Below are 24,451 nucleotides of genomic sequence, written 5' to 3'. Positions count from 1 at the left end.
ACACCCGTTCCGCGCGGCCGGGCCCCACGGTGCGTGGGATCCTGCCCCAGGTGGGAACCCTGCGCCGGGCGAGATCGCGCCGCACCTCCGGGCGCCGCCGTCGCGTGCTCCTGGGCGTCCTGCCGGCCGCGGTGCTGCTCGCGGTGGCCGGAGCCGCCGTCCTCCCGGGCCGCTCCGGCGAGGGAGCGCCCGCGGGATCGCCGGTGCCCGTCGGGTCCGCCGCCCCGGCGCTGCGGGGGCCCACTCTGGACGGCGGCGAGCTGGACCTGGCCGACCTCCGGGGACACGTCGTCCTGGTCAACGTCTGGGCCGCCTGGTGCGCGCCCTGCCGGGAGGAGATGCCGGCGCTCGTCGCCGCCCAGCGCCGGTGGCACGACCGGGGACTGCGCCTGGTCGGCATCAACAGCCGGGACGGCGTGCGCCAGGCGCGGGAGCTGCTGGCCGAGGTCGGCGGGGACCCGGCCTCCTCCGTGGCCGATCCCGACGGGCTCCTGAGCGCGGCGTGGGGCGTCCCCGGTCTGCCGGCCACCGTCCTCGTGGACGCCGACGGCCGGGTGGCGGCCGGCCACGTCGGCGTGGTGACCGAGGAGTGGATCCGCGCGCACGCCGAGCCGCTGCTCCCGGCCGGTGCCCGGTGACCGCGCCCGGCGATCAGCGGGCGCGCGGCACCCGGCCGACGGACGAGGTGGCGGTGCGCCGCGCGACCCCGCTCCGCCCGCCCGCCACGGACGCCGCGGCCGGCGGCGGGGCCGCTCCGGTGCTGCGGCTGTCCGGCGTCACGCGCAGGCACGCCGGCCGGCCGGTCTGGGTTCCCGTGGACCTGGCCCTCGCGGGCGGCACGCTGACCGTCGTGACCGGCCCGAACGGCTCGGGCAAGACCACCCTGCTGCGGCTGGCCGCCGGACTGCTCGCCCCCAGTTCGGGAACCCGGTCCTGCGCCGGGACGGCGCTCTACCTGCGCGGGGGCGCGGGGCTGCGGACGGCGCAGACCGTGCGCGCCGCCGTCACCGGGACCGCCGCACTCGTGGGCCGGGGGGAGGCGGCCGGCGGTGCGCTGGCCGCCCTGGGGCTGGACGCGCTGGCCGACCGGACGGTGGGCACGCTGTCCGCCGGTGAACGGGTCCGGGCCACCCTCGCCGCGGCGCTGGCCTGCCGCCCCGCCGTCCTGTGCCTCGACGAGCCGACCGCCGCTCTCGACGAGGGGGCGCTCGCCGACCTCGTCACCGTGCTCGACGCCGCGCGGGCCGACGGCGTGGCGCTGCTCGTGGCCACCCACCAGCCGGCAGTGCTGCTGCCGCGCGCCGACGCACAGCTCCGCGTCGAGGCCGGGCGGGTGGTCCGCCGATGAGCGCGCCGGTCCCGCTCCTCGCGCAGGCGGCGGCCGTGCTCCGCCGCGAGATCGCCGTCGAGCGCGCGGGCCGGGAGGCGCTCGTGACCACGGCGCCGTTCGTGGCCGCTTTCGTCGTCCTGGCGGGCCTGGCCTTCGGTCCCGCCCCGCAGCAGCTGGCCGTGGCCGCCGGGGGCACCACGTGGCTGGCCGTGCTGGTCGCCACGGTCCCGCTCGCCCGGACCGTGGCCGGCACCGAGAGGGCCGAGGACAGCTGGGACCTCCTGCGCGGCCTGGTCGCGCCGGGCGCGCTGTTCGCCGGCAAGCTGCTGGCCACCTGGGGCGCCCTGCTGCTCACCGCCGCGCTGGCCGGCGGGCTGGTCGCCGTGCTCTTCGACGTGCCCGTCCTCCCGCAGGCGATCTACGGTGGCGTCCTGGGGACCCTCGCGCTGGCGGCGCTCACCACCGGCTTCGGGGTGCTCGTGGCGACCGGGAGCCGGCGGCGCGGACTGATGGCCGCACTCCTGCTCCCCGCGGGACTGCCTGCGCTGCTGGCGGGCACCCAGCTGTCGACCCCGGGGGTAGCGGTCCTGCCCTGGGCGCTGCTGGTGACGGTGTACGCCACGGCCGTGCTGGTCGCCGCCTGGGCGGTCTTCCCCGTACTGCTGGAGGAGTGAGGACATGAGGACGCACCCGTCGAGAACGGCCGACCGCCTGCTCGTGGTCGCCGCGGCCGGCACCGGGCTGGCCGCCGCGGTGCTGGCCCTCCTCGTCGCCCCCACCGACGCCGTCCAGGGCCAGCCGCAGCGGCTGATGTACGTGCACGTCCCCGCGGCCTGGCTGGCGTACCTCTGCTTCGCCGTCGTCCTCCTCGCCAGCATCGCGTACCTCCTCCGTCGCGACCTGCGGTGGGACCGCGTCGCGCAGGCAGCGGCCGAGCTCGGAGTGGGCATGACCGCGCTCGCGATCGCGCTGGGCAGCGTGTGGGGGCGGCCGGTGTGGGGCGTCTGGTGGGTCTGGGACCCCCGGCTGGTCACCACCGCCGTGCTGCTCCTGGTCTACCTCGGTCACCTCAGCGTGCGCGGACTCGGCGACGACCGCGCCGCCGGGGCCCGCCGCGCGGCGGCGGTCGGGATCATCGGCTTCGTCAACGTGCCGATCGTGCACTTCTCCGTCGTCTGGTGGCGCACGCTGCACCAGCCGGCCAGCGTCCTGTCGCCGGATCCCGCCCCGATGGACCCCCGGATGGCGGCCGCCCTGGGCGTCGCCGTCCTGGCCTTCACGCTGGCGGGGGCGCTCGTCGTCCGCCGCCGGCTCCGGGTGCTTGCCGCGCTCGACGCCGACCACCACCCGTTCCCCGCCCCTCCCGTCGCCGCCGAGCCCCTGGTAGTCCTCCCGCGGAGCCGGCCGTGAACGGCTGGGGCTGGGTCCTGGCCGGGTACCTGCTGACCGGGGGCACGTGGGCCGGGTACTGGGCCTGGACCAGGCCCGGACGGGGACGACGGTGACGCCGACGACGGGGCCCGGTGCGCCGGACCGGGTGCGGGAGCGACGCCGCCTGCCGCTGCGGCTGCTCGCGGTCGCCGGTGTCGTGCTGGTCGGCGTCGGCATCCTGGCCGCCGCCGGCCTGTCGGGCAGCCTCGTGTACTACCGGACCCCGACCGAGCTGGTCACCGACACCTCGCTGCTGGGGGACCGGGTCCGGCTCGGCGGGCTGGTCGTGGAGGGCTCGGTCCAGCGCACCGGCGAAGGAGTGCGGTTCGCGCTCACCGACGGGGTGACCGACGTCGCCGTCGTCAACTCGGGCCAGCCGCGCGGCGTCTTCCAGGAGGGACAGGGCGCGGTGGTCGAGGGCCGGCTGGGTGACGACGGCGTGTTCCGCTCCGACGTCCTCCTGGTCAAGCACGACAACGAGTACCGGGCTCCCGCGGACGGCACCGGCCGGCCGGCGGAGGACAGCGGATGAGGTACCTCCTCGGACCGGGCGGGCTGGCGCTGGCCCTGGTGTGCTCGTCGGCGGCGGCCGTCGCGTGGGCGGCGGCCGGACGCGGCGACGAGCGCGCGGCGCGGATCGCCCGGCCCGCCACGCAGGCGGCGCTGTTCGGGGCCGCGCTGGCCGTGGCCGCCATGGTGACGGCGCTGGTGCAGCACGACTTCTCCATCCGCTACGTCGCCGAGAACGGCGGGCGCGCGGTGCCCACCTACTACACGGTGATCAGCCTGTGGGCCGCGCTGGAGGGCTCGCTGCTGCTGTGGCTGCTCGTGCTCACCGGGTGCACGGTCCTGGCCATGGTGCGGGTGCACCTGCGGGCCGGAGCGCTGCACCCGTGGGCACTGGCGGTGCTCTCGGGCCTGGGCGCCTTCTTCTCCGGGCTGGCCCTGTTCGCCGGCAACGCCTTCGACCGGGTGAGCCCCGTCCCGGTCGACGGGCCCGGGCCCAACCCGCTGCTGCAGGACCACCCGCTCATGGGCATCCACCCACCGCTGCTCTACCTGGGCTTCGTGGGCATGGCGGTGCCCTTCGCCTACGCCGTCGCCGCGCTGATCACCGGCCGGACGGGACCGGCGTGGGTCGCCGTCGTCCGCGGCTGGACCCTGTCGGCCTGGACGTTCCTGACCGTCGGCGTCGTGCTGGGCGGCTGGTGGGCCTACGAGGTCCTCGGCTGGGGCGGGTACTGGGGCTGGGACCCGGTCGAGAACGTCTCCGTCCTGCCGTGGTTCACCGCTACCGCGCTGCTCCACTCGATCATGGTGCAGCGGCGCCGGCCGACGCTCCGGCTGTGGAACCTCACCCTGGCGATCGCCACCTTCGTGCTCGTGGTGTTCGGGACGTTCCTCACCCGCAGCGGGGTGATCGAGAGCGTGCACGCCTTCACGCAGTCGGCCATCGGTCCGGTGCTGCTGGCATTCCTGCTGGCCCTGGTGCTGGGCGCCGGGCTGCTGTTCCTGTGGCGCTCCGACCGGCTCCGCGACGACGAGCCGCTGATGGCCACCCTGTCGCGCGAGACGTCGTTCCTGGCCAACAACCTGCTGCTGGCCGGGCTGGCCTTCACCATCCTGCTGGGTACGACGTTCCCGATCCTGCTCGAGGCGGTGACCGGCGACCGGACCAGCGTCGGACCGCCCTACTTCAACCGGATGACCGTGCCGCTGGCCCTGCTGGTGGTGCTGCTCATGGGCGTGGGCCCGCTGCTGCCGTGGGGGCGCGCCCACGCCGGGCGGCTGCGGCGGGTCCTGCTGCCGGCCGCGCTGGCGGGTGCGGCGACCGTCGGGCTGCTCGGCCTGGCCGGTCTGCCCGGGATCTGGGCGCTGCTCACCTTCGGGCTCGCGGTGTTCGTGACCGTCGCGACCGGCACCCGCGTCGCCCTCGACGTCGCCCGCGACCGCGCGCTGCGTCCCGGCCCGTGGGCTCCGGCGCTGGGTCGCACGCTCCTCGCGCAGCGGCGCGCGTACGGCGGGCTCGTGGTGCACCTGGGTTTCGTGCTGGCCGCCGTCGCGGTCGCGGCGTCGTCCACCTACGGCACGTCGGCGACCCAGCAGCTGACCGTCGGTGACACGCTGCGGGTGGCCGGCTGGACGGCGACGCTGGAGGACCTGCGCATGGTCCGGGACGAGCGGCGGATCTCCGCGGTCGCCGACCTGCGGTTGCGCGAGGACGGCGAGGACGCCGGGGTCCACTCGCCGATGCTCAGCAGCTATCCGACCCTGACCCAGGCGGTGGGGACGCCGTCGGTGCGCACCACCGCCACCGAGGACGCCTACCTGGTGCTCACCGAGATCGACGCCGACGCCGGGACGGCGACGGTGCGGCTGGCGGTGAACCCGATGGTCGTCTGGCTGTGGCTCTCGGTCGGCGTCATGGCGACCGGGGCGCTGGTGGCGGGGTGGCCGCGACACCGGCGGGCGCCGCCGCCGGCCGTTCGTGCGGGGAGCCGGTCCCCGGCCGCCGAGGTGGCGGCGTGAGCGCGCCGGACGCCGTGGCCCAGGGAACGGCACCTCCCGAGGAGTCTCCGCGCCGCCCGCTCCGCCGGCCGGCCGCCGTGGTGCTCGTCGTCCTGGTGGCCCTCACCGGGATCGTGCTCGCCGGCCGGCTGGGGAGCACCGGGCCGCAGGACTCGGCCCTGCTCGACGGACCGGCCCCGGGGCTGACCGGACCGACCCTCGACGGCGGGACCTTCGAGCTGGCCGACTGGGACGGCGAGGTGGTGCTGGTCAACGTGTGGGCCTCCTGGTGCGCCCCCTGCCGCCGCGAGCAGCCGCTGCTCCTCGAGGCGCACTCGGCGCTCGGCCCCCAGGGCCTGCGGATCGTGGGGATCGACGTCCGGGACGACGCCGACGACGCGCGCGCCTTCCTGGCCGAGCACGGCGGGGCGCCCTGGCCCAACGTCGTCGACCCCGACGGCGTGCGAGCCGTCGAGTGGGGCACGTTCGCCCTGCCCGAGACCTACCTCGTCGGCCGGGACGGATCGGTCGTGGCCAAGGCGAGCGGCGAGCTGGACGCGGCGTGGATCGACGAGCACGTGGTCCCGTTGCTGGCCGGGGAGGGCGCACCGTGAGCTCCCTCCGCAGGGTGGCCGGCGGGCTCGCGGTCCTGGCCGTCCTGGCGGTCGCCGTCCTCGGCCTGGTGCGGGCCGCCGGCGACGGTGGCCGGCCGTCCCTGGAGGAACGGGTGGCCGCGGTGGCCGGGACGATCCGCTGCCCGACCTGCCAGGGCCTGTCGGTGGAGGACAGCTCGTCCGTGCTGGCCGGGGGAGCCCGCGCGATCATCGAGCGGCAGCTCGCCGAGGGGCGGACGCCGGACCAGGTCCGGCAGTACTTCGTGGACCGCTACGGCGAGCAGGTGCTGCTCAGCCCCGACCCCGCCGGCCCTGGGCTGGTCGTCTGGCTGGCGCCGGCGCTGGGGGTGCCGCTGGTGGGGGTGCTGGTGTGGGCGAGGCTGCGTCGTTCCCGGCGGCCCGCCGCCGGTGCACCGCTGCCCGCCCCGGCTGCGGCCGGCGACGCGCGGGCCGCGCTCGCCGACTACCGCGAGGGACGGCTGGTCCCGGACGACAGCCCGGCCGGTGATGCGCTGCTCGGCGCCCTGCGGGCCCGGCAGCTCGCCGGGACCGACGAGCTGGTCGACGAGGACGGGGTGCGCCGGGCCGAGCTCCGCCTGGCCGCCGCGCACCGCCGCTACGCGGCCCGGCTGCCGAGCGCTGCCGGGGCCACCGGTCGACAGGCGGTGACGGACGGTGCGGCGCTGCCGCGCCGCGTGCTCACGGTCGGCTCCCTCGTGCTCGTCGCGGGAGCGGCGGTGGTCGCCGTGGTGCTGACCGCGGGGGACGGGACACCCGCCGCGGCCGGGCCCCAAGCTCAGCCTGAGGTCGAGGGTTCCTCCGCGACCGGTCCGGAGGAGCTGCTGGTCGCGACGCAGCAGCGTCCGGACGACCCGGCCGCCTGGGTGGCGCTCGGCCGGGCCTACGACCACGCCGGGGAGTACGCCGACGCCCTCGCCGCCTACGACCGGGCGCTCGCCCTGCGCCCGGCCGACGACGTCGTCCTGCTGCGCGCCGGGTTGCTGGTCCGGGCCGGCAGCCCGGCCGAGGCGCTCCCCGTCCTCGCCGAGCTGGCCGGCCGGTACCCCGACGAGCCCGACGTCCTGCTCCTGCTGGGGCTGGCGCAGGACCGGACCGGCGATGCGCAGGGCGCGACGACGCTGCGGAGGTTCCTCGAGCTCGACCCCGACTCGCCGGCGGCCCCCGGCGTCCGGCGCCTGCTGGAGGGCGGATGAGACGCGCCACCGCGGTCCTGCTGCTGATGGCGCCGGCCCTGCTCACCGCCTGTGGAGCCTCCGGCCCGGCGGCCCCGGTGCCGGAGGGGCCGCCGGTCAGCGAGCTGCGGATCGGCATGCAGGAGTACCGCTACCAGCTCTCGGCGGGCACGCTGCTGCCCGGTCCCGTGGAGGTGACCGTCACCAACGCCGGCAGCAGCGCCCACGACGTCGTGCTCGTGCAGGGCGGATCGACGCTGTGGGCCAGCGATCTGCTCGGGCCCGGGGAGCAGCAGACCGTCGAGGTCGAGGTGACGGCCGGCGAACAGGTGCAGCTGGAGTGCACCGTGGGCGGGCACAGCGCCGCCGGCATGCACACCACGCTGGACGTGGCCCGGGACTGAGTGAGCCACCGGCGCGTCGAGGTTCCTCCGGCGAGCGGTGCGGCGCGGGTCAGCCGGCGAGCGGACCGTCGAGCAGCGGCAGGACGGTACCGGCGGCCAGTCCGAGGCCGAGGACGCAGGCCGCGGCCAGCACCGCGGCCACGGCGGCGTAGCGGCGGGGTCGGCCCTGCCCGGTGCCCTCCTCGGGGCGGCCGAAGGCCGGGGCGATCCAGCGCAGGTAGTAGAAGAGGCTGGCGACGGTGTTCGCGGCGGCCACCACGACCAGCCAGGCCAGCCCGCCGTCCCAGGCCGCGGTGAACACCGACAGCTTGCCCACGAAGACCGCGGTGGGCGGGGTGCCGACGAGGCTGAGCAGGCTGATCACCAGTGCGCCGGCCAGCCACGGCGACCCCGCAGCGAGACCGCGCTGGTCCTCGAGGCTCCTCCGCCCGGGGACGGCCGCCACCACGGCGAACGCGGCGAGGTTGCTGACCGCGTAGCCGGCCAGGTAGAAGAGCAGCGCCGGGAGCGCCTCGTCGCCGCGACCGGCGACGGCGACGGGCATGAGCAGGTAGCCGACCTGGCTGACCGTCGACCAGCCCAGCAGCCGCCGGACGTCGGACTGGGCGAAGGCCGCCAGGTTCCCCAGCGTCATGGTCGCCGCCGCGAGGACGGCGACGAGCAGCGTCCAGTCCGCCGTCGGCGGCAGCACGGTGAGCAGGCGGTAGGCCGCGACCAGGGCGCCGATCTTGGGCACGGTCGTGAGGAAGGCCGCCGCCGGCGTGCCCGCTGCCTGGGTGGCGTCGGGCACCCAGAAGTGCCCCGGAACGCCCCCGGCCTTGAACATCAGCCCACCCAGGACGCCCAGCAGCCCGACGGCGAGCGCGGAAACCGGTACGCCGCCCAGCCCGCCCGCCAGGGCGGTGTAGGCGGTGGCCCCGCCGAGCCCGTAGAGGACGGTGGCGCCCAGCAGGAGCACGATGCCGAAGAACGCACCGAGCAGGTAGGTCTTCAGGGCCGCCTCGGCGGCCCCGGGGGAGCGCAGCATGCCGACCAGCCCGTACAGCGGGATGCTGCCGAGCAGGAAGGCGATCGCCAGCACCAGCAGGTCGGTGGTGCTGCCCATGACCGAGGCCCCCAACGCGCCCAGCAGCAGCAGCGCGTAGGTCTCGCTCTCCCGGCGGGTACCGGCCAGCTCGTCCACGCCGAGCCCGATGACCAGCAGGGTGGATGCGGCCACGACCAGCCGGACCGCGCCGGTGGCCGTGTCGACGGCGAACGTCCCCCCGTAGACGGTGCGCACGGGGTCGGCCAGGGCCAGCGCGGCCGTCACCCCGGCCGCGACCAGGGCGGCGGTGGCGACCAGGCGCGCGACCCACTGCCGCTCGCGGGGGAGGAACGACCCCGCGAGCAGGGTCGCGACGGCCCCGGCGAGCAGGCAGATCTCCGGGAGCAGGGCCAGCGGTTCCTTGTGCACGGGCGGCTACCGGCTGACCAGGCCGACGACGGTCTCCGCCGCCGGGGCGATGAGGTCCAGCAGCGGCCAGGGCAGCACGCCGATCAGGAGCGACAGCAGCAGCAGCACGCCGACGGGCACCAGCTCGCGGGGGCGGAGGTCGGGAAAGCCCTCCGCGCGCCCGGTCGTCGGCCCGGTGAACAGCCGCTGGTACGCCCGCAGGAACAGCGCCGCGGTGACCAGGATCCCCGGCACGGCGAGGACGGCGAACCAGGTGGCGCCGATGCTGCCGGCGAAGATCTGGAACTCGGCGACGAAACCGCTGAAGCCGGGCAGGCCAAGCGAGGCGAACGCGGCGACCGCGAAGAACCCCGCGTACCGGGGGGCGGGCGCGGCGAGGCCGCCGTAGTCGGCCATGGCGTAGCTGCCGGTGCGGTCGTGCAGCACCCCGGCCAGCAGGAACAGCGCCGCGGTGATCAGCCCGTGGCTGACCATCTGGGTCACCGCGCCGGTCACCGCCAGCTCGCGCGCCTCGGCGCCCTCGGCGACCAGGCCGGCGGCCCCGACCGCGACCAGCACGTAGCCCATGTGGTTGACCGAGGTGTAGGCGATCATCCGCTTGACGTCGCTCTGGGCGAGCGCGACCAGGGCGCCGTACAGCACGGAGACGACGCCGACGGTGAGGATCACCCACGCCCAGGCCTGCCAGGCCTCGGGCATGGCCGGCATCGCGATCCGGACGAACCCGTAGGTGCCCATCTTCAGCAGGATCCCGGCCAGCACCGCCGACCCGATCGCCGAGGCGTCGGTGTGGGCCGGCGGCAGCCAGGTGTGGAAGGGGACGGTCGGCGTCTTCACCGCCAGCCCCAGGAGGACGGCGCCCAGCACCCACGCGCCGGCGACCGCGTCGTCGGCGAGCGGGGCCGCCGCGACCAGCTGGGGGATGTCGAAGGTGTGCGGGTCGGCGGCGAGGTACAGGCCGATGAAGCCGACGAGCAGCGCCAGGCTGCCCAGGAAGGTGTAGAGGAAGAACTTGAGCGCCGAGCGGGCGGCACCGCCGTGGCCCCACCCCGCGATGGCGAAGTACATGCCGACGATCGACAGGTCGAAGAACAGGAAGAACAGGATCAGGTCCTGCGCGGCGAACAGCCCCATGCAGGTCGACTGCAGGAACAGGAACAGCGCGGCCAGGGCACGCGGGCGGCGGCCCTCCTTCAGCGAGTAGCCGGCGCAGGCGCAGAACACGACGGCCGTCAGCGCGACCAGCGGCAGCGACAGCCCGTCGACCCCGACGTGGTAGCTGCTGTTCACCGACGGGATCCAGCGCAGCCGCTCCTCCCACGCGAGCCCCCCGTCGGCGGGGGTGTCGTAGCCGGCGACGAGCACGCCGACCAGCACCAGCTCGGCCCCGGTCACCCCGAGCCACGCCCAGCGGGCCACCGCGTCGGGCAGGCCGCGCGCGGCCGCCAGCGCGACGGCGGCGGCCAGGGGCAGGAAGACGATCAGGCTGAGCACGGTCACCTCGTCAGGAGCAGGAGCGCCAGCGCGGCGGCGAGCACCACGGCGGCCTGGACGTAGTACTGGTGCAGCTGGCCGGTCTGGGTCCGCCGGAGCAGGTCGCCGAGCCGACGCGCGGCACCGGCCACCCCCTCCGCGGCCCCGTCGAACCCGGCCGAATCGGCGATCGCGGCGCCACGCGCCACGCGGACGCTGCCGGCCGCGGTCGATTCGACACCGCGGTCGAGCACGCGGTCGTCGAACCGGGCGAAGCCGCTCGCCATGCCGCGCACGGCGACGGCCGCCCCCGTCACGGACCGGTCGAGCACCCGGTCGTCGAACCTCGCCAGGGCCTCGGCGAGCCGCAGCACCGGTCGCACCACCAGCGCCTGCGTGGCCGCACCCAGCCCCAGCCAGTGGATGGCCCAGGCCGGCTCGGGGTGCGGCCACCGGCGCACCGCAAGGACGACGCCCACCGCCAGGACCGACGAGACGACGAGCTCGACGACGCCCGGGCGCGGCGCGCCGACCTCCCCCAGCGCCCGGCGGATCGCCTCGCCGACGGGCGGCCAGACGAGCAGCCCGAGGACGGCGGCACCGGCGGCCAGGACGACCATGGGCGCCGTCTGGACCAGCTCGATCCGCCGGGTGCCCTGCCGCTCGGTGTCGTAGCCCCGCTCGGCGTCGGCCGGGAGTGGCCCCCACATCTGCCAGAGCACCTTGGCCGCGTAGGCGGCCGACAGCGCCGCACCGACCAGGCCGACGACGTACAGCGCCACCGACGAGTGCTTGGCGACGGCCAGCACGTCGTCCTTGGTGGCCCACAGCGACAGCGGCACCACCCCGGCCAGCGACAGGGTTCCCACGGTCGCCAGGACGCCGACCAGCGGCCACCGGCGCGCCGCTCCCCGCAGGGCGGTCAGCTGCTTGGTGCCCAGGGCCGAGAGCCATGCCCCGGCCACCAGGAACAGCAGCGCCTTGGTCGCGGCGTGGGCCACCAGGTGCGCCGCGCCGCCCGAGACGCCGCCCACCCCGGCGCCGAGCACCACGTACCCGAGCTGGGCCGAGGTGGAGGCCGCGAGGGTCTGCTTGAGGTCGTGCTGGGCGAGCGCCACCGCGCCCAGCGCCACGGCGGTGAGCGCACCCACCCAGGCCGCGGTCGTCGCCGCCCACCCGGACGCCTCGAGCAGCGGCGCCGTGCGCAGCAGCAGGTAGCCGCCCATGGCCACCATGGCCGCCGAGTGCAGCAGCGCGCTGACCGGGCTGGGTCCCTCCATGGCCCGCGACAGCCAGAACGAGAACGGCAGCTGCGCCGCCTTGCCCAGGGCGGCGACCAGCACGCCCGCCGCCACGACGTCCAGCCACGGCCCCTCGGCGTCCTGCAGCTCGGCGAGCCCCAGCCCGGCGCCGCCGGCCAGGGCCGCGCCGGCGGCCACGTACAGGCCGACGTCGGCGGCCCGCGTGGTGAGGAACGCCGTCGTCCCCGCACCGACCCGGTCGGGATCCCGCCAGGAGAACGCGATCAGCGCATAGGAGGTGGCGCCCATGATCTCCCACGCGAACAGCAGGGCGGGCAGCGTCGTGGCCGTCACCGTGAGGGCCACCGCGGCGGCGAACAGCAGCATCAGGCCGAAGAAGCGGCCCCGGGCGTCGGCGATCTCACCGGCGGAGAAGACCAGCACGAGCAGGGTCACGGCTGCGACGGCCGGGAGCACCACGGCCGAGAGCGCGTCCACCGCCAGGCCGAGGTCCGCACCCGGCAGGAAGGGGACCGAGACCTCCGGGCGCTGCACGGCGACCGCGACCGCCGCGCCCAGCAGCAGCACGGCGGTGCCGACGGCCACGGCCGGCGCCGCCCGGTCGGCCCGCCGGCCGGCCGCGCACAGCAGTGCGCCGACCACGGCGGGCAGCCCGACCAGGGACCACAGCAGGGCGGCGCTCACCGGGACAGGTCCGTGGCCATGTCGGTCATGTCGGAGCCGCGGGAGCGGTGCAGCAGGGTGGCGACGGCGAAGCCCATGGCCATCTCCACGGTCATCGCCGTGATCACGACGAGGAGGAGGACCTGGCCGTCGGGCGCGGGGGAGAGGAACCACCAGAAGGCGCCGGCCGCGAGGATCACGCCGTTGAGCATCAGCTCCAGGCCCATCATCACCATGACGACGACCTGCTGGGAGATGGCCCCGTAGAGGCCGACGCAGAAGAGCGCGGCGGCCACCAGGAGGACGGTCTGCAGGGTCATGATGGCGCCTCGCCGGAGGCTCGGTCGCCGTCGTCGGCACCGTCGGTGTCGTAACGACCGCGGGGCAGCGCCAGCACGAGCGCCGAGACGATCGTGGCGAAGAGGACCGCGCTCACGGTGATCATCACCAGCATCTTCGAGCCCATGACGGCGTGCCCGAGGGAGAGGGTGAGGTCGGCGGCGGGCGCACCGCGACGTTCCGGCCAGTCGACGAGGAGGATGCCGGCGGCCAGCACCGCGAAGGTCAGCCCCGCGACGGTGACCGCCGTCCGCTTGCCGTGGACCATGCTCATCGGCATGAGCGCGGGGTTCATCCCCATGAACATGATCATGTAGATGGCCATGATGGCCATCTCCATCACCATCATCAGGACGACCACGATCCCCAGGTAGTCCAGCCCGAACAGCAGCAGGACCAGCCCGACGGTGACGAACGAGACGGCGAGGGCGTACGTCGCCCGCGCCATCGAGTCCACCCGGAACACGGCGACGCCGGAGGCGACGGAGACGACCGCTAGGCCCCAGAACACGATGTCGTCGACCACCTCAGCTCCCTCCCACGACGACGACGACGGCGACGACCAGCAACTGCAGCAGCACCAGCGGGAGGACCACCACCCAGCCGAACGGCAGCAGCCGGTCGGGCCGCACGGTCGGCAGCCGCCGCCGGACCCACACCAGGACCGCGAGCAGCGCTCCGGTCTTGACCAGCGACCACAGCCACGCGGGCAGCAGCGGACCGTGGCCGCCACCCAGGAAGACGGCCACGGCGAAGGCCGACCCCGCGGCCATCAGCGCCCAGCGGCCGGCGAGCAGCAGCCAGCGGTCGATCCCGGAGGAGTCGGCGAGCACGCCGCCCGCGAGATCGGCACCGGCCGGGGCCGAGAACGGGGCGCGGACGGAGAAGGCCAGCACCGCGCCGCAGAACACCAGGAAGGCGACCGGCATCCAGACGGCGAACCACAGCCCCTCCTGCGCGGCGACCACGTCGCCCACAGCGAGGCTCCCGGCGGCCACGGCCGGCGCCGTGATCGCGAACATCAGCGGCAGCTCGTAGGCCAGCGCCTGCGCGAGGAACCGGTAGCCGCCGACCAGGGAATGCGCGCTGTTGGGCCCCCAGCCGGCCAGCCAGACCAGCGCCCACACCACGACGTCCATGGCGTTGAACCAGACGACGCCCACCGGCAGGTCGCTCAGCGTCCACCGGCCCAGCGGCACCACCACGACCATGAGCAGCGCCACGACGAGGAGTCCGCCGGTACCGATGAGCCACAGCGGCCGGTCGGCCGCGACCGTCCGGCGCCGTCGCTGGCGCAGCAGCCGGGCGGTCTCGGCCATCGGCAGACCGAGCCCGCTGCCCCAGTGCCGCCCCTGGGCCCGCGCGGCGAGCGCCCCGTCGACGGTGGCCCCCAGGGCCGCGAGGGCGAGCAGCAGGACGGCGGCCAGCGGCACCCAGCCGGCCGGAACCTGGGTGAGGGCGCCGGTCACGACAGCCCCGCCCCGCTGCGGACCAGCGTCGCGGGAGAGAGGTCGGCGGCCGCCACGAGCAGCCGCACCGCGGCCAGCTCCTGCCCGGCGACGAGGTCGGGCAGCCGGTCGAGCGGCACGGTGGCCACCGGGGTGGGCACCCCGCCCTCGCGCGGGTGCCGGGCCTGGTCCAGGTGGCGCAGGAGCTGGTCGTGCACGTCCCCGGCCGGCGGGTTCCCCGCCGCGGCGGGCACCCCGCGCAACGACCGGCGCAGCGTCCACGACCGGCGCACCCGGCGGTCCAGCCGGTCGAGCGCGGGCCGGCTGCTCCCGGGCCCGTCCGCGTCCAGCAGCTCGTCCCGCAGCCGGGCGGCGGCCGCCGCCGCATCCGCCCAGCCGGCGACCGTGAGGATGCGGGCGGCGCGGTCGCAGCGGTCGGCCGGCGAGCCCTGGACCAGGTCCCCGTCGGGCTCGGCGTCCGGACCGGGCGGCAGGACCTCGGCGCGCGCCTCCTGCACGACGTCGCCCTGCACGGTGCAGTGCAGGACGAGCCCGGGGGGCCAGGCGGGCAGCACCGGGCCCAGCGGCACGTGCAGCAGGTCCATCTCCAGCCCGTCCCGGGCCTCGCCGCCGCCGGCCAGCGGGATCCCCGCGGGCATCGGCATGTCCATGTCCATCTCGTCGGAGTCGTCGGAGTCGTCGGCGTCGTCCTCACCGGACTCGTCCTCACCGGACTCGTCGTCCTCGGCCCCGTCATCGTCGGATCCGTCGCCCGAGTCGCCCGAGTCCCCGTCGCCCGAGTCCCCGTCGCCCGAGTCCCCGTCGTCCGAGTCCCCGTCGTCCGAGTCCCCGTCGTCCGAGTCCCCGTCGTCCGAGTCCCCGTCGTCCGAGTCCCCGTCGTCCGAGTCCTCGTCGGACGTCTCGTGTCCCGAGCCGGCGTCGTCCCCGTCCGGGTCCTCGTCGGCGCCGATCCCCATGGCCGGGTCGCCGGGGCGGGCGGCGGCGTCCGCCCGCTGGCCGTCGTCATCGGCGAGCCCGTCCAGGGCCCGGTCGAGGGCCGCGGACGCGCCCGACGGGGTCAGCACCTCCGCCCGGGCCCGCGGGCCGGGGAGCTGCTCCCAGGCGAGGTCGACGGCGGCCGCGAGCCGGGCGCCGGGCCGGCCGCACACCAGCAGCACGTCGGCGTCCGCCGGGGACGCCGCCGGACGCCAGCCGCGGTCCCGGATCTCCCGCTCGACGGCGCAGCGGGTCCGTCCCCAGCCGGGCACCTCCACCACGAGGACGGTCGCGCGCCGGACGGCGGCCGCGGTCAGGCGTCGCCTCAGACCCATCGCAGCGCACCCTCGCGCCAGGCCCAGAGCACCCCGACCATGAGGACGCCGAGGAAGACGAACATCTCCACCACGGCGGAGATGCCCACCTCGGCCACCACGACGGCCCACGGGTACATGTAGAGCATCTCCACGTCGAAGGCGAGGAAGAGCAGGGTGACCGGGTAGTAGCGGGCGTGGAACCGCGACAGCGCGTGCTCCTCCGGGCGCCAACCGGAGAGGAACGGCAGCGTGGCCACCGGCGCGGCGGCCACGCTGGTGGCCCGGTGCAGCAGCACGGCGGCCACCGCGCCGCCCACGCCGAGCAGCAGCATCACCGCGGCGCCCAGGTACATCTCCCTGCCTTTCGTCTCGCCCCGTCGATCCGGGGACCGCTACCCGCACCGTCGGGTGCCATTCATGACAGTCGGGAGACACGTCCGTGGTGCCGGTGGCCTGACCTGGCCGTCCACGGTGGCCGACGTGGCCGCACGTCCACCGAGGTCCTCGCCGCGCTCGCACGGTCACCGGGGCAGGACGGGTCAGACGGGGCGCTGGAACGCCGCCCGGGAGTCGGCGAGGAAGGTGCCCAGCGTCCGGGCCGGCCGCCCGGTCAGCTCCTCGACGGTGCCGGTCACCCCGGCGAAGACGCCGGCCCGGACCCGCTCGACGGTCAGTGCGGTGAGCTCGCGCTCGAACCCCTCGGTGCCGGCCGCTGCCTCCTCGACCGTCACCTGCCGGTGGACGACCGGGCGCCCGACGGCGCGGGAGAGCAGCTCCGCCGTCCGTGGCAGCGAGAGGGACTCCGGCCCGGACAGCTCGAGCACCCGGCCGGCGTGGCCCTCGTCGAGCAGCGCCCGCTCGGCCACCGCGGCGATGTCCCGGGCGTCGATCCAGGCCACCCGCGCGCCGCCGTCGGCGAACGGCAGCTCCCCGGTGCCGGTGAGCTGGTCGCGGTAGAAGCGCGGGTCGGTGAAGACCTGCATGAACCAGCTCGGCCGCAGGATCGTCCAGCTCTGGCCGCTGTCACGGACCGCCCGCTCGGCCCGCATCGCCCAGCCGCCGGTCCCGACCTGGTCGGCGTCGCGCTCGGAGAGCAGGACGACGTGGGGGCCCGCTGGGGTGGCGTCCAGGAACGCGCCGATCAGCTCGGGCGCGTCGGCGCGGTCGGGCCGGACGAGGTAGACGGCTTCGACGCCCTCGGTCGCCGCCGCCCAGCCGGCCGGGCGGTCCCACGAGAGGTCGACCGGCCGCACACCCGCGACGGCGACCGTGCCCGGATCGCTGCTGCCGCCGAGCACCTCGACCCCCGCCCGGACGGCCAGCAGGTCCGCCAGCGCGACGCCGGTCTTCCCCCGGACCCCCGTCACCAGGATGCGGCTCACGGCAGCTCCTCGATCCTCGAACGCTCCACGCGCGATGCTCCAGTCCTCCGGCGGCCCGTGGTCACGCGGGGCACCGCAGGACCACGTCCGCGGTCGCCGCGGCCGGAGGTCCGCAGTCCTCGACGACGGCGTCCATCCTGTCCGGAGCTCATCCGTCCGGGGGAGTGCGCCGCTCGCTGGATCGGGACGATCATGGCCCCCGGACGGGGCAGGGCCGGCAGGGGGCCGACAGGGGTGGCAGGTGGCCGTGAGCGACGACCGGAGCGCTGCGCTGGTCATCCGCGTCTGGCTCGAGGACGACGACCGGTTCCGCGCCCGGCTCACCGCGGTCGACGCCGACGGAGCGGGGGAGGACCTCACCGTCGCGGTGGCATCGTCACCAGGTGACGCTGTCGATGCGCTGCGTCAGTGGCTCGATGAATTCGTGCGTCACGGAACCAACACCGGTTGACAGCGCGCCGTGATGCTCGAAGCATCGCGGCTCCGACGTCCTGAACCCCGCTTCCTGCAGTGCAGGTGCCCGAGGGGGTGCCCTACGTGACCGTCGAGCCGCGTACCCGCATCACGCTGATCGACGGGTTCGCCCTGTCCGGTGCGCAGGACGGTCCGGGACCCGGCGGGAGCGAGCTGCCGCGGGGGGTCCAGCGGCTCGTGGCCCACCTCTGCCTGTCCGGTCGGCCGCCGCGTGCGGCGATCGCCGGGCGGCTGTGGCCCGACGTACCGGAGGACCACGCGAACGGCAGCCTCCGGTCGGCGCTGTGGCGGCTGCAGAAGGTCGCGCCCGGGCTGATCGAGGTGTGCGGCGGCTCGCTCTGCCTGGCCCAGGGCGTCCGGGTGGATGTGCGCGAACTCCACGCCTGGGCACGGCGGGTGCGCGATCCGGCCGTGGGCCTGGAGGAGGTGGAGATCTCCGGCGCCGGGCTCTGCGGAGAGCTCCTGCCGGGCTGGTACGACGACTGGGTGCTCCTGGAGCGCGAACGCCTCTGCCAGGTGCGTCTGCACGCGCTCGAGTGCCTGGCCGACCGGCTGGCGACGGCCGGCCGCTACGGGGATGCCCTGGAAGCGGCTTACGCAGCGGTACGGGCGGAGCCACTGCGCGAGAGCGCGCACCGCACCGTCGTGCGCGTCCACCTCGCCGAGGGCAACACGTCCCAGGCACTGCGCGCGTACGAGGCACTGCGCGCGATGCTGGCGGACGAGCTCGGCGTCCTGCCCAGCGAGCACATGACCCGACTGCTCCACCGGATCCCGCGGCCGGCGCACAACGGGCACGCGATCGGCACCGTCACGAGGCAGTGACGCCCCGGTGACGTCGGGCCGGTAGAGCTGCGGGCAGCAGTCGTCGTCACCCGGGGAGGACCGTCATGGCTGAGCCGGAGCCCACCGAGGTCCGCGATGTCACGGACTCGATCAGCGCTGCCACCACGCATCGGCACGAGGGCACGGAGGCCGAGCGCGCCCGCTTCGCCCTCGTGCTGGGCCCCGGGGAGGACCCCGTGGCGGCCCGGGCACGGGTCACCGCCGGTCTCACCGGGCTGCCCGCCTCCATCGAGCCGTTGTCCTCGCTCGACCCCCACGTCCTCGTCGTGGAGCTCGCCGACCGCACGTTCACCGACGACTCGGCGGCCGCGTTCTCCGCCGCCCACGCGCTGGAGGCCGCCTTCGGTCTCGAGGTCGCCGAACCGGACCTGCCCACACCCACGCACCCGGAGCCCACCGCGCGGTTCGTGGACAGCGGGATGACCGAGGAGGACCTCGGCAGCTTCCCGCCCTGGTGCTGGGCGCCCAGGGACCCCGGCCTGGACCGGAACCCCCGGTGGGCGCTGGACGCCATCCGGGCACCGTCGGCGTGGGCGCTCTCCGAGGCCCGGCAGCGGCCGGACCGCGGGGCGGGCACCGTCGTCGCCCAGCCCGACACGGGCATCACCGGCCACCCGGAGCTCGCGGGCGTCGACCTGGTCGCGGGCTTCGACGTGCTCGACGGCGACCCGGACGCCACTGACCCCTTGGACGGCAGCAACCCCGGGCACGGCACCGGCACCGCCAGCGTCCTCCTCTCACCCGCGTCGGACGTGGTGCTCGGCGCTGCACCCCGCGCCACGCTGATGCCCATCCGGGCGATCAACAGCGTCGTCCGCATCCGGCAGGTGTCCGTGGCCAGGGCGATCGACTGGGCCGTCGAGCACGGCGCGCACGTGATCACCATGAGCCTCGGCGGCATCTTCTCCTTCGCCCTGCACCGGGCGCTCCGGCGGGCGGTCGGGGCCGACGTCATCGTGCTGGCCGCCGCGGGCAACTGCGTGGGCCAGGTCGTCTGGCCGGCGCGGTACGACGAGTGCATCGCCGTCGCCGGGGTGGACGTCGACGACCGCCCGTGGCGGGGCACCTGCCGGGGCGCGGCGGTCGACCTCTCCGCCCCCGGGGAGAACGTGTACCGCGCCACCGTCCCGGACGGCTCCGGGCAGGGCCAGGGGACGAGCTTCGCCGTGGCCCTCGCCGCCGGCGTCGCGGCGCAGTGGCTGTCCCACCACGGCCGCGCCAACCTCGTCGCCGCCGCCCGGGTCCGGGGCGAGACGCTCCAGGGCATGTTCCGCCGGCTGGCGGGGGCCACGGCCCGGCGACCGGCGGGCTGGGACGCATTCGACATGGGCGCGGGCATCGTCGACGCGCACGCCCTGCTGGAGGCCGCCGACCTCGACCTCGGCCGTGACCGCGAGACGGTCGAGCCGCCCGCGGACCCGCGCGAGGCCGCCGCCGTGACCGTCGAGTCCCTGGTCACCGACGTCCTCGGCCACGCGGCCACCCAGGACGAGGCCGTGGACTGGTACCGCCACGGCCCCGAGATCTCCTGGCTGCTGCTGCACCGGGAGCTCGTGACGCCGCCCCCGGGTTCCGAGCACGAGGAGGCCGGGAGGCACACCCTCCCGGCGTCGGCCGAGCTCGGGGCCGTCGCGGGCAACCCGGTCCTCCGCGAGGGGCTCGGGCTCGGCACCGCTCTGGTCCGCGAGGAGGTCCGGTCCTGATGCACGCGGACGAGCACCTGCAGTGGCTGGCCGTCTCCGGCGTCCGGGACGACCTGGACCCGAGGGACGAGGCGAGCACGAGCCTCGAGGCGGCCGGGGGCCCGGGCGCCGCGGACGCCGTCGGGAAGGTCGAGGCGATCCTCCAGGCGATGCCGGACGACGAGATCGTCGACGTCGGCGAGTTCCGGCGGGCCCTCGACGTCCTGCTCCGCAACGTCGACCGCACCGCCCGCAAGCTGGACGCGGACCCCGTCGCCCCCCTGGACCCCGACGACTCCCAGGCCCTCGAGGCCATCGTCCGCACCGACGGCACGCGCCCCTCGCTGCCGGTGCGGGAGGACACCGTCGACCCCGGCCACCCGCTGGCGGGCCAGTGGCAGCACACCCTCACCGAACGCGCCGGAGAGCTCACCCCGGCGATCCGGGCGGTGGGCCGGATCGAGCCGGCCGGCGCGACGTCCCGGAACTTCTTCGGGACGGGCTGGGTCGTGGACGCCGGGCGGGGCCTCGTGGTGACGAACCTGCACGTCGTGCACGCCCTGTGGCGACGGCTTCCGCACCTCATCGCCCGCACCGCGACGGGACTGCGGGTGTTCGACGGCGCCTACATCGACTTCGTCGGCGAGACGGGCAGCAGCCGCTCGCACCGCTTCCGCATCGTCGAGGCGACCCCCTCGGGGATCGACGGGCCCGGCTTCGCCCGCCTCGACGTCGCCGTCCTGAGGATCGAACCGCTGGCCACCGACGACGGCGTCGTCCCGGCGGCCATCCCGGTGCTGGCCGACCCCGACGGCCCGCGGGGCAACCTGGAGTCCTTCTGCGTGGTCGGCTTTCCCGGGCCTCCCCGGGTGACGTCGGGCTTCGCCGAGGGCGTGGACTGGGGGTGGGTCAACGCCACCCTCTTCGGGCACCGGTACGGCGTGAAGCGGCTCGCGCCGGGCAACACGCACCAGCCGCTCGGCACCCTGCCCGAGGACCCGCGGGAGTGGGTCTTCGGCCACGACGCGACGACGCTCGGGGGCAACTCCGGCTCCCCGACGCTGGCCTGGGGCGAGGGCTCGTTCGGGCTGCACTTCGCGGGGGCGTCCGTGCTGCGGAACTGCGCGCACGCCGTGTCGGCGTGCGCCGACCAGTTGCGCACACTCTCCGTGCCGGTCCCCTGAGCGAGCCACCGGGGCTCGTGCGCCGCGGTGACGGCGCGGCGACGCCGCGGTGACGGTGGCACCCGATCCTCGACGTGGGCCGACCGGGGGCCCGGGGAGGCGGATCGACGATGAGCCGGACGCGCGTGGGGCTGGGCGCCTCGGGCCCCGATGTCGAGCTGGCTCAGCGCCTGCTGGGTGTGGCCGCGGAACAGGGGGCGTCGCCGGGTCCGACGGGCCGGTTCGACGTGGCCACCCTCGCCGCCGTCGTCTCCTTCCAGCTGCAGCACGGGCTCCCGGCCAGCGGTGTCGTCGACGACCGGGTCTGGGAGGTGCTCACCGCGGGAGTCGCCGGCGGGAGCCACGACGAGGTCTACGAGCACGCGGCCGCGGCGCTGGCCGAGGGCCGGGTGCCGACATTCGCCGGCCTGTCCGGCGAGCAGGTGGCACGGGCCTTCCTCGCGGCCTTCCCGGGCCTCAACCCCGCGCCGGCCTGGCTCGAGGAGTTCACCGACCGGGTGCACAGGCTCAGCGGCGGCACCAGCAGCCTGCGCGAGGGCGATCCTGCGGAGTTCGAGTTCCGCCCCAAGGGCCCGGCGGCGCTGCTCGTGCTCGAGCGCCCGGGCGAGCAGCGCCGGGTCGTGATCATGCCCGCCGCCCAGCCGATCGTCTTCGACGAGTGAGGGACAGGGGAGCTGCCATGACCGAGACGGGAACGCGCCGCAGGCCCACGGAGGGGCTCGGGGTGGACGCCATGCTGGCGGAGATCCGACGGCGGGAACTGAAGGCACTCCCCGACGGTGCGGACGGACCGCTCGCCGCGATCCCGACCGGCGAACTCGTCGCCGCCGTGCTCGACGAGCAGAAGGTGGTCTACGGGGTCGACGACCGCCGGGACCTCTTCGAGGTCACCGATCCGGCCGTGCAGCGGGACGCCGACGCCGTGGTGGCGCTGCTCCGCGAGTCGCACGTCCGGGAGAACGGTGACGGCACCTGCACGATCGTCGCGCAGCGGTTCGCCGATGCCGAGGGCCTGTGCGCCGGCGAGCGCTTCGGCGACCAGCCGGTGGCGGCGTTCTGCTCCGGCGTGCTCGTCGCCCCGGACGTCGTCGCTACCGCAGGGCACTGCCTCGACGACACGACCGTCGGGAGCACGCGGTTCGTCTTCGGCTTCCGGATGGCGACCGCCACGTCGGCGCCCGGGACCGTGCCGAGCCGGGACGTCTACCGCGGCGCCGCCCTCCTGGGCCGTGCGCTCACCGGCGACGGCGCCGACTGGGCGCTGGTCCGGCTCGACCGGGCCGTGACCGACCACGCGGTCGCGCCCGTGCGGCGTGCCGGCCGGATCGCCGACCACCAGGCGGTGCACGTCATCGGCCACCCCTCGGGCCTGCCGGCGAAGTTCGCGCCGGGTGCCACCGTGCGCGACAACGGCCCCGCGGACTTCTTCGTGGCCGACCTCGACACCTACGGGGGGAACTCCGGGTCGCCGGTCTACAACGCGACGTCGCACGAGGTCGAGGGACTGCTCGTCCGCGGCGAGACCGACTTCGTCGACACCGGGGGGTGCCGGGTGTCGCTGGTGTGCCCGACCTCGGGCTGCCGCGGGGAGGACGTGACCCGTGCGCCCGTCTTCGCGGCTCTCCTGAGCGGTCTCGGCGGGGCACAGCCGTTGCTGACGCGGGGCAGCCGCGGGCCGGAGGTCACCGCCTGGCAGTCACTGCTCAACCGGGTCCAGGACCCGGACGTCGCCGTCGACGGGATCTTCGGCCAGGCCACGCAACGCGCCACCCGGCAGTTCCAGCGGGCCTCCGGTCTGACCGCCGACGGCGTGGTCGGGCCGGACACGCGGGCCGCGATGGCGCAGCTGCTCGGTCTGCCCAAGGCGCCGTCGAGCGGGGAGCTCCCCGACGGGTTCGTCCGGGCGCTCACCGCCGTCCTCGCCCCCGTCCTCCCGCTGCTCTCCGCCGCCGCGCAGGAGCCGGTCGATGCCGAGGCCCTGCGCGCCCTGGGCCGGCAGCTGGGTGGGGTCGTCGCGACGCTGCTGCGCGTGCTCGCGACGCAGCACTCCTCACCGGCCCCGTGACGGTCCCGTGACGCGAGCGTGATGCCCCAGGGCGCAGGGTCGCCCCAGGCAGTGCGTCGGTCCGGCGGCCGGTGCAGCCCGACAGGAAGAGAACAGTTAGAGAAGAGGTACCGCTGATGGCTCTCCGAGCACTCCTCGTCGGGATCGACGACTACGCAGACCCCCGCAACAACCTGAACAGCTGCCTCGCCGACGTGGCTGACCTGAAGAGCCGCCTGGAGCAGCGCTACGGCTTCCCGGCGGACGGCATCCGGACCCTGCAGGACGCCGAGGCGACGATCCAGAACGTCCGCACCGAGCTCGACCGGCTGTTCCAGGGCGCGACGAGCGACGACCGGCTCGTCTTCATGTACAGCGGCCACGGGTTCCAGATGCCCGAGAACGGTTCGCTCACCGAGGTGCTGGTCCTCCGGGACGGCTTCTTCAAGGACGACGAGCTCAGCGACCGGGCGCGGTCGGTCCCGCCCGGCATCCTCACCGTCGTCCTCGACTCCTGCTTCTCCGGTGGCATGCAGAAGTTCTTCATCACCGGCCAGGGCGCCGAGGTGGTCCGGGGCAAGGTGTGGGCGCCCGACGACAGCCAGGCGGCAGCGGTGAACAAGGCCCTCCTCGAGGGCGCCCTGGCCCGGATGGAGCCGTTCGGTTCCGCAGCCATCACCGACTCCGTGGCCGCGGCCGAGGAGAAGGGCTTCGTCGACACCTCCGACGCCGCCGGGAAGACCAAGGCGGCGGGCGACGAGCAGGGTCAGCTTCAGCTCAACGGCCTGCTGATGAGCGCCTGCCGGGAGAACGAGACCGCCTCCGCCAAGCGCAGCGACACCGACGGGCTCTCGGCCTTCAGCTTCGCCCTCCGGGAGGCCACCTCCCTCCTGGGCTCCGGTGGTACCCCCGCGCAGCTGCACGAGCAGGCGGGCAAGCGCCTGGAGCAGATGGGATTCCAGCAGCGACCGCTGCTGTTCGATCCGCCCAGCGCGCCCGGCATGTCCGCGCGGTCGATCTTCCTCGGCGAGGGCGGCGCCTCCTCCACCCCGGCGGCCGGCACGACCGGCGGCGGGGATCTCTCCTCCGTGATCGCCGATGCCATCCGGCGAGCAATGGCCACCATGGGAAAGGACAAGACCATGACCGCACCGACCGCCACCGCACCCGCCACGGCCACGCCCGGCGCCGGCGACCAGGCCGACGAGAAGTTCGTGAGCGCTCTCGGCAGCGTGCTCGAGGGGCTCATCCCGATGATCACCCCGACCATCCGGGAGCTGATCGGCGACGGGCAGCAGAAGAGCGGCGGGGCCGGGACGGCGCCGGCGGGTGAGGTCGACGAGAAGATCTGGGGTGCCCTGGGCAGCATCCTGTCGTCGGTGGCCGTGCCGCTGATCCAGCAGGT

At 75.6% G+C, this 24,451-nt stretch carries 25 protein-coding genes; 16 read left to right on the top strand and 9 right to left on the bottom strand.

What is annotated here, in order from left to right; translation table 11 throughout:
* Positions 1–50 precede the first annotated feature (50 nt).
* The 9 genes from BM142_RS09595 to BM142_RS09555 are packed head-to-tail and all read left to right on the top strand — an operon-like array spanning position 51 to position 7,480.
* Positions 51–638 (top strand): TlpA family protein disulfide reductase, encoded by a 588-nt coding sequence (locus BM142_RS09595; protein WP_175527196.1) that lies wholly within the window; start codon positions 51–53, stop codon positions 636–638.
* A complete protein-coding gene (locus tag BM142_RS09590) occupies positions 635–1,348 on the top strand; it encodes an ABC transporter ATP-binding protein (protein WP_175527195.1) in 714 nt (237 codons plus the stop codon). The genes BM142_RS09595 and BM142_RS09590 overlap by 4 nt, the downstream gene beginning before the upstream one ends.
* Positions 1,345–2,004 (top strand): heme exporter protein CcmB, encoded by a 660-nt coding sequence (locus BM142_RS09585; RefSeq protein ID WP_092196700.1) that lies wholly within the window; start codon positions 1,345–1,347, stop codon positions 2,002–2,004. Before BM142_RS09590 ends, BM142_RS09585 begins: the two co-directional genes overlap by 4 nt.
* A 4-nt stretch (positions 2,005–2,008) precedes the next feature.
* Complete coding sequence (gene ccsA, locus BM142_RS09580) at positions 2,009–2,740, top strand: cytochrome c biogenesis protein CcsA (protein WP_092196697.1); 732 nt, start codon at positions 2,009–2,011, stop codon at positions 2,738–2,740.
* 46 nt (positions 2,741–2,786) lie between these two features.
* A complete protein-coding gene (locus tag BM142_RS09575) occupies positions 2,787–3,293 on the top strand; it encodes a cytochrome c maturation protein CcmE (protein ID WP_175527194.1) in 507 nt (168 codons plus the stop codon).
* A complete protein-coding gene (locus BM142_RS09570) occupies positions 3,290–5,290 on the top strand; it encodes a heme lyase CcmF/NrfE family subunit (protein WP_092196692.1) in 2,001 nt (666 codons plus the stop codon). Before BM142_RS09575 ends, BM142_RS09570 begins: the two co-directional genes overlap by 4 nt.
* Positions 5,287–5,883, top strand: coding sequence for a TlpA family protein disulfide reductase (locus BM142_RS09565; protein WP_175527193.1), 597 nt, complete (start codon positions 5,287–5,289; stop codon positions 5,881–5,883). Before BM142_RS09570 ends, BM142_RS09565 begins: the two co-directional genes overlap by 4 nt.
* Positions 5,880–7,097, top strand: a complete 1,218-nt coding sequence (locus BM142_RS09560) for a cytochrome c-type biogenesis protein CcmH (protein ID WP_175527192.1) — start codon at positions 5,880–5,882, stop codon at positions 7,095–7,097. The genes BM142_RS09565 and BM142_RS09560 overlap by 4 nt, the downstream gene beginning before the upstream one ends.
* Positions 7,094–7,480, top strand: a complete 387-nt coding sequence (locus tag BM142_RS09555) for a hypothetical protein (protein WP_092196683.1) — start codon at positions 7,094–7,096, stop codon at positions 7,478–7,480. The genes BM142_RS09560 and BM142_RS09555 overlap by 4 nt, the downstream gene beginning before the upstream one ends.
* A gap of 49 nt (positions 7,481–7,529) precedes the next feature.
* Here the strand turns inward: BM142_RS09555 and BM142_RS09550 are convergent, their stop codons facing one another.
* The 9 genes from BM142_RS09550 to BM142_RS09510 form a co-directional block, all read right to left on the bottom strand.
* Positions 7,530–8,936 carry an NADH-quinone oxidoreductase subunit N gene (locus BM142_RS09550; protein ID WP_092196680.1) on the bottom strand — a complete coding sequence of 469 codons (1,407 nt, stop codon included), beginning with the start codon at positions 8,934–8,936 and terminating at the stop codon, positions 7,530–7,532.
* A 6-nt stretch (positions 8,937–8,942) separates the two neighbouring features.
* Entirely contained in the window at positions 8,943–10,430 is a 1,488-nt protein-coding gene (locus BM142_RS09545) for a complex I subunit 4 family protein (protein ID WP_092196677.1), read from the bottom strand.
* A gap of 2 nt (positions 10,431–10,432) precedes the next feature.
* Positions 10,433–12,355 carry a proton-conducting transporter transmembrane domain-containing protein gene (locus tag BM142_RS09540; RefSeq protein ID WP_092196674.1) on the bottom strand — a complete coding sequence of 641 codons (1,923 nt, stop codon included), beginning with the start codon at positions 12,353–12,355 and terminating at the stop codon, positions 10,433–10,435.
* On the bottom strand, positions 12,352–12,654 hold the full coding sequence (locus BM142_RS09535) for an NADH-quinone oxidoreductase subunit NuoK (RefSeq protein ID WP_091929773.1): 303 nt from the start codon (positions 12,652–12,654) through the stop codon (positions 12,352–12,354). Before BM142_RS09535 ends, BM142_RS09540 begins: the two co-directional genes overlap by 4 nt.
* Positions 12,651–13,199 (bottom strand): NADH-quinone oxidoreductase subunit J, encoded by a 549-nt coding sequence (locus BM142_RS09530; RefSeq protein ID WP_092196671.1) that lies wholly within the window; start codon positions 13,197–13,199, stop codon positions 12,651–12,653. Before BM142_RS09530 ends, BM142_RS09535 begins: the two co-directional genes overlap by 4 nt.
* A gap of 1 nt (position 13,200) precedes the next feature.
* Positions 13,201–14,142, bottom strand: a complete 942-nt coding sequence (locus BM142_RS09525; RefSeq protein WP_092196668.1) for a complex I subunit 1 family protein — start codon at positions 14,140–14,142, stop codon at positions 13,201–13,203.
* A complete protein-coding gene (locus tag BM142_RS09520) occupies positions 14,139–15,452 on the bottom strand; it encodes a hypothetical protein (RefSeq protein ID WP_092196665.1) in 1,314 nt (437 codons plus the stop codon). Before BM142_RS09520 ends, BM142_RS09525 begins: the two co-directional genes overlap by 4 nt.
* On the bottom strand, positions 15,443–15,787 hold the full coding sequence (locus tag BM142_RS09515) for an NADH-quinone oxidoreductase subunit A (RefSeq protein WP_092196662.1): 345 nt from the start codon (positions 15,785–15,787) through the stop codon (positions 15,443–15,445). Before BM142_RS09515 ends, BM142_RS09520 begins: the two co-directional genes overlap by 10 nt.
* A 186-nt stretch (positions 15,788–15,973) precedes the next feature.
* Complete coding sequence (locus BM142_RS09510) at positions 15,974–16,816, bottom strand: NmrA family NAD(P)-binding protein (protein WP_092196659.1); 843 nt, start codon at positions 16,814–16,816, stop codon at positions 15,974–15,976.
* A gap of 247 nt (positions 16,817–17,063) precedes the next feature.
* On the opposite strand from BM142_RS09510, the gene BM142_RS09505 reads away from it, so the two are divergent.
* From BM142_RS09505 to BM142_RS09475, 7 genes are all read left to right on the top strand, one after another.
* On the top strand, positions 17,064–17,267 hold the full coding sequence (locus BM142_RS09505; RefSeq protein WP_092197078.1) for a hypothetical protein: 204 nt from the start codon (positions 17,064–17,066) through the stop codon (positions 17,265–17,267).
* 59 nt (positions 17,268–17,326) lie between these two features.
* Positions 17,327–18,115, top strand: coding sequence for an AfsR/SARP family transcriptional regulator (locus BM142_RS09500; RefSeq protein WP_254790724.1), 789 nt, complete (start codon positions 17,327–17,329; stop codon positions 18,113–18,115).
* 65 nt (positions 18,116–18,180) lie between these two features.
* Complete coding sequence (locus BM142_RS09495) at positions 18,181–19,839, top strand: S8 family serine peptidase (protein WP_092196655.1); 1,659 nt, start codon at positions 18,181–18,183, stop codon at positions 19,837–19,839.
* Complete coding sequence (locus BM142_RS09490; protein WP_092196652.1) at positions 19,839–21,002, top strand: trypsin-like serine peptidase; 1,164 nt, start codon at positions 19,839–19,841, stop codon at positions 21,000–21,002. Before BM142_RS09495 ends, BM142_RS09490 begins: the two co-directional genes overlap by 1 nt.
* Before the next feature lie 110 nt (positions 21,003–21,112).
* Positions 21,113–21,664, top strand: coding sequence for a peptidoglycan-binding domain-containing protein (locus BM142_RS09485; protein ID WP_092196649.1), 552 nt, complete (start codon positions 21,113–21,115; stop codon positions 21,662–21,664).
* 17 nt (positions 21,665–21,681) lie between these two features.
* A complete protein-coding gene (locus BM142_RS25150; protein ID WP_254790722.1) occupies positions 21,682–23,067 on the top strand; it encodes a trypsin-like peptidase domain-containing protein in 1,386 nt (461 codons plus the stop codon).
* A 116-nt stretch (positions 23,068–23,183) separates the two neighbouring features.
* Positions 23,184–24,451: caspase family protein (locus BM142_RS09475; protein ID WP_139228837.1), on the top strand; the 1,268-nt coding region annotated here is incomplete at its 3' end.

The organism is Blastococcus tunisiensis (assembly GCF_900112815.1).
Taxonomy (GTDB): domain Bacteria; phylum Actinomycetota; class Actinomycetes; order Mycobacteriales; family Geodermatophilaceae; genus Blastococcus_B; species Blastococcus_B tunisiensis.
The sequence above is the reverse complement of the archived record's forward strand: the minus strand, read 5'-3'. Positions and strand labels throughout refer to the sequence as shown.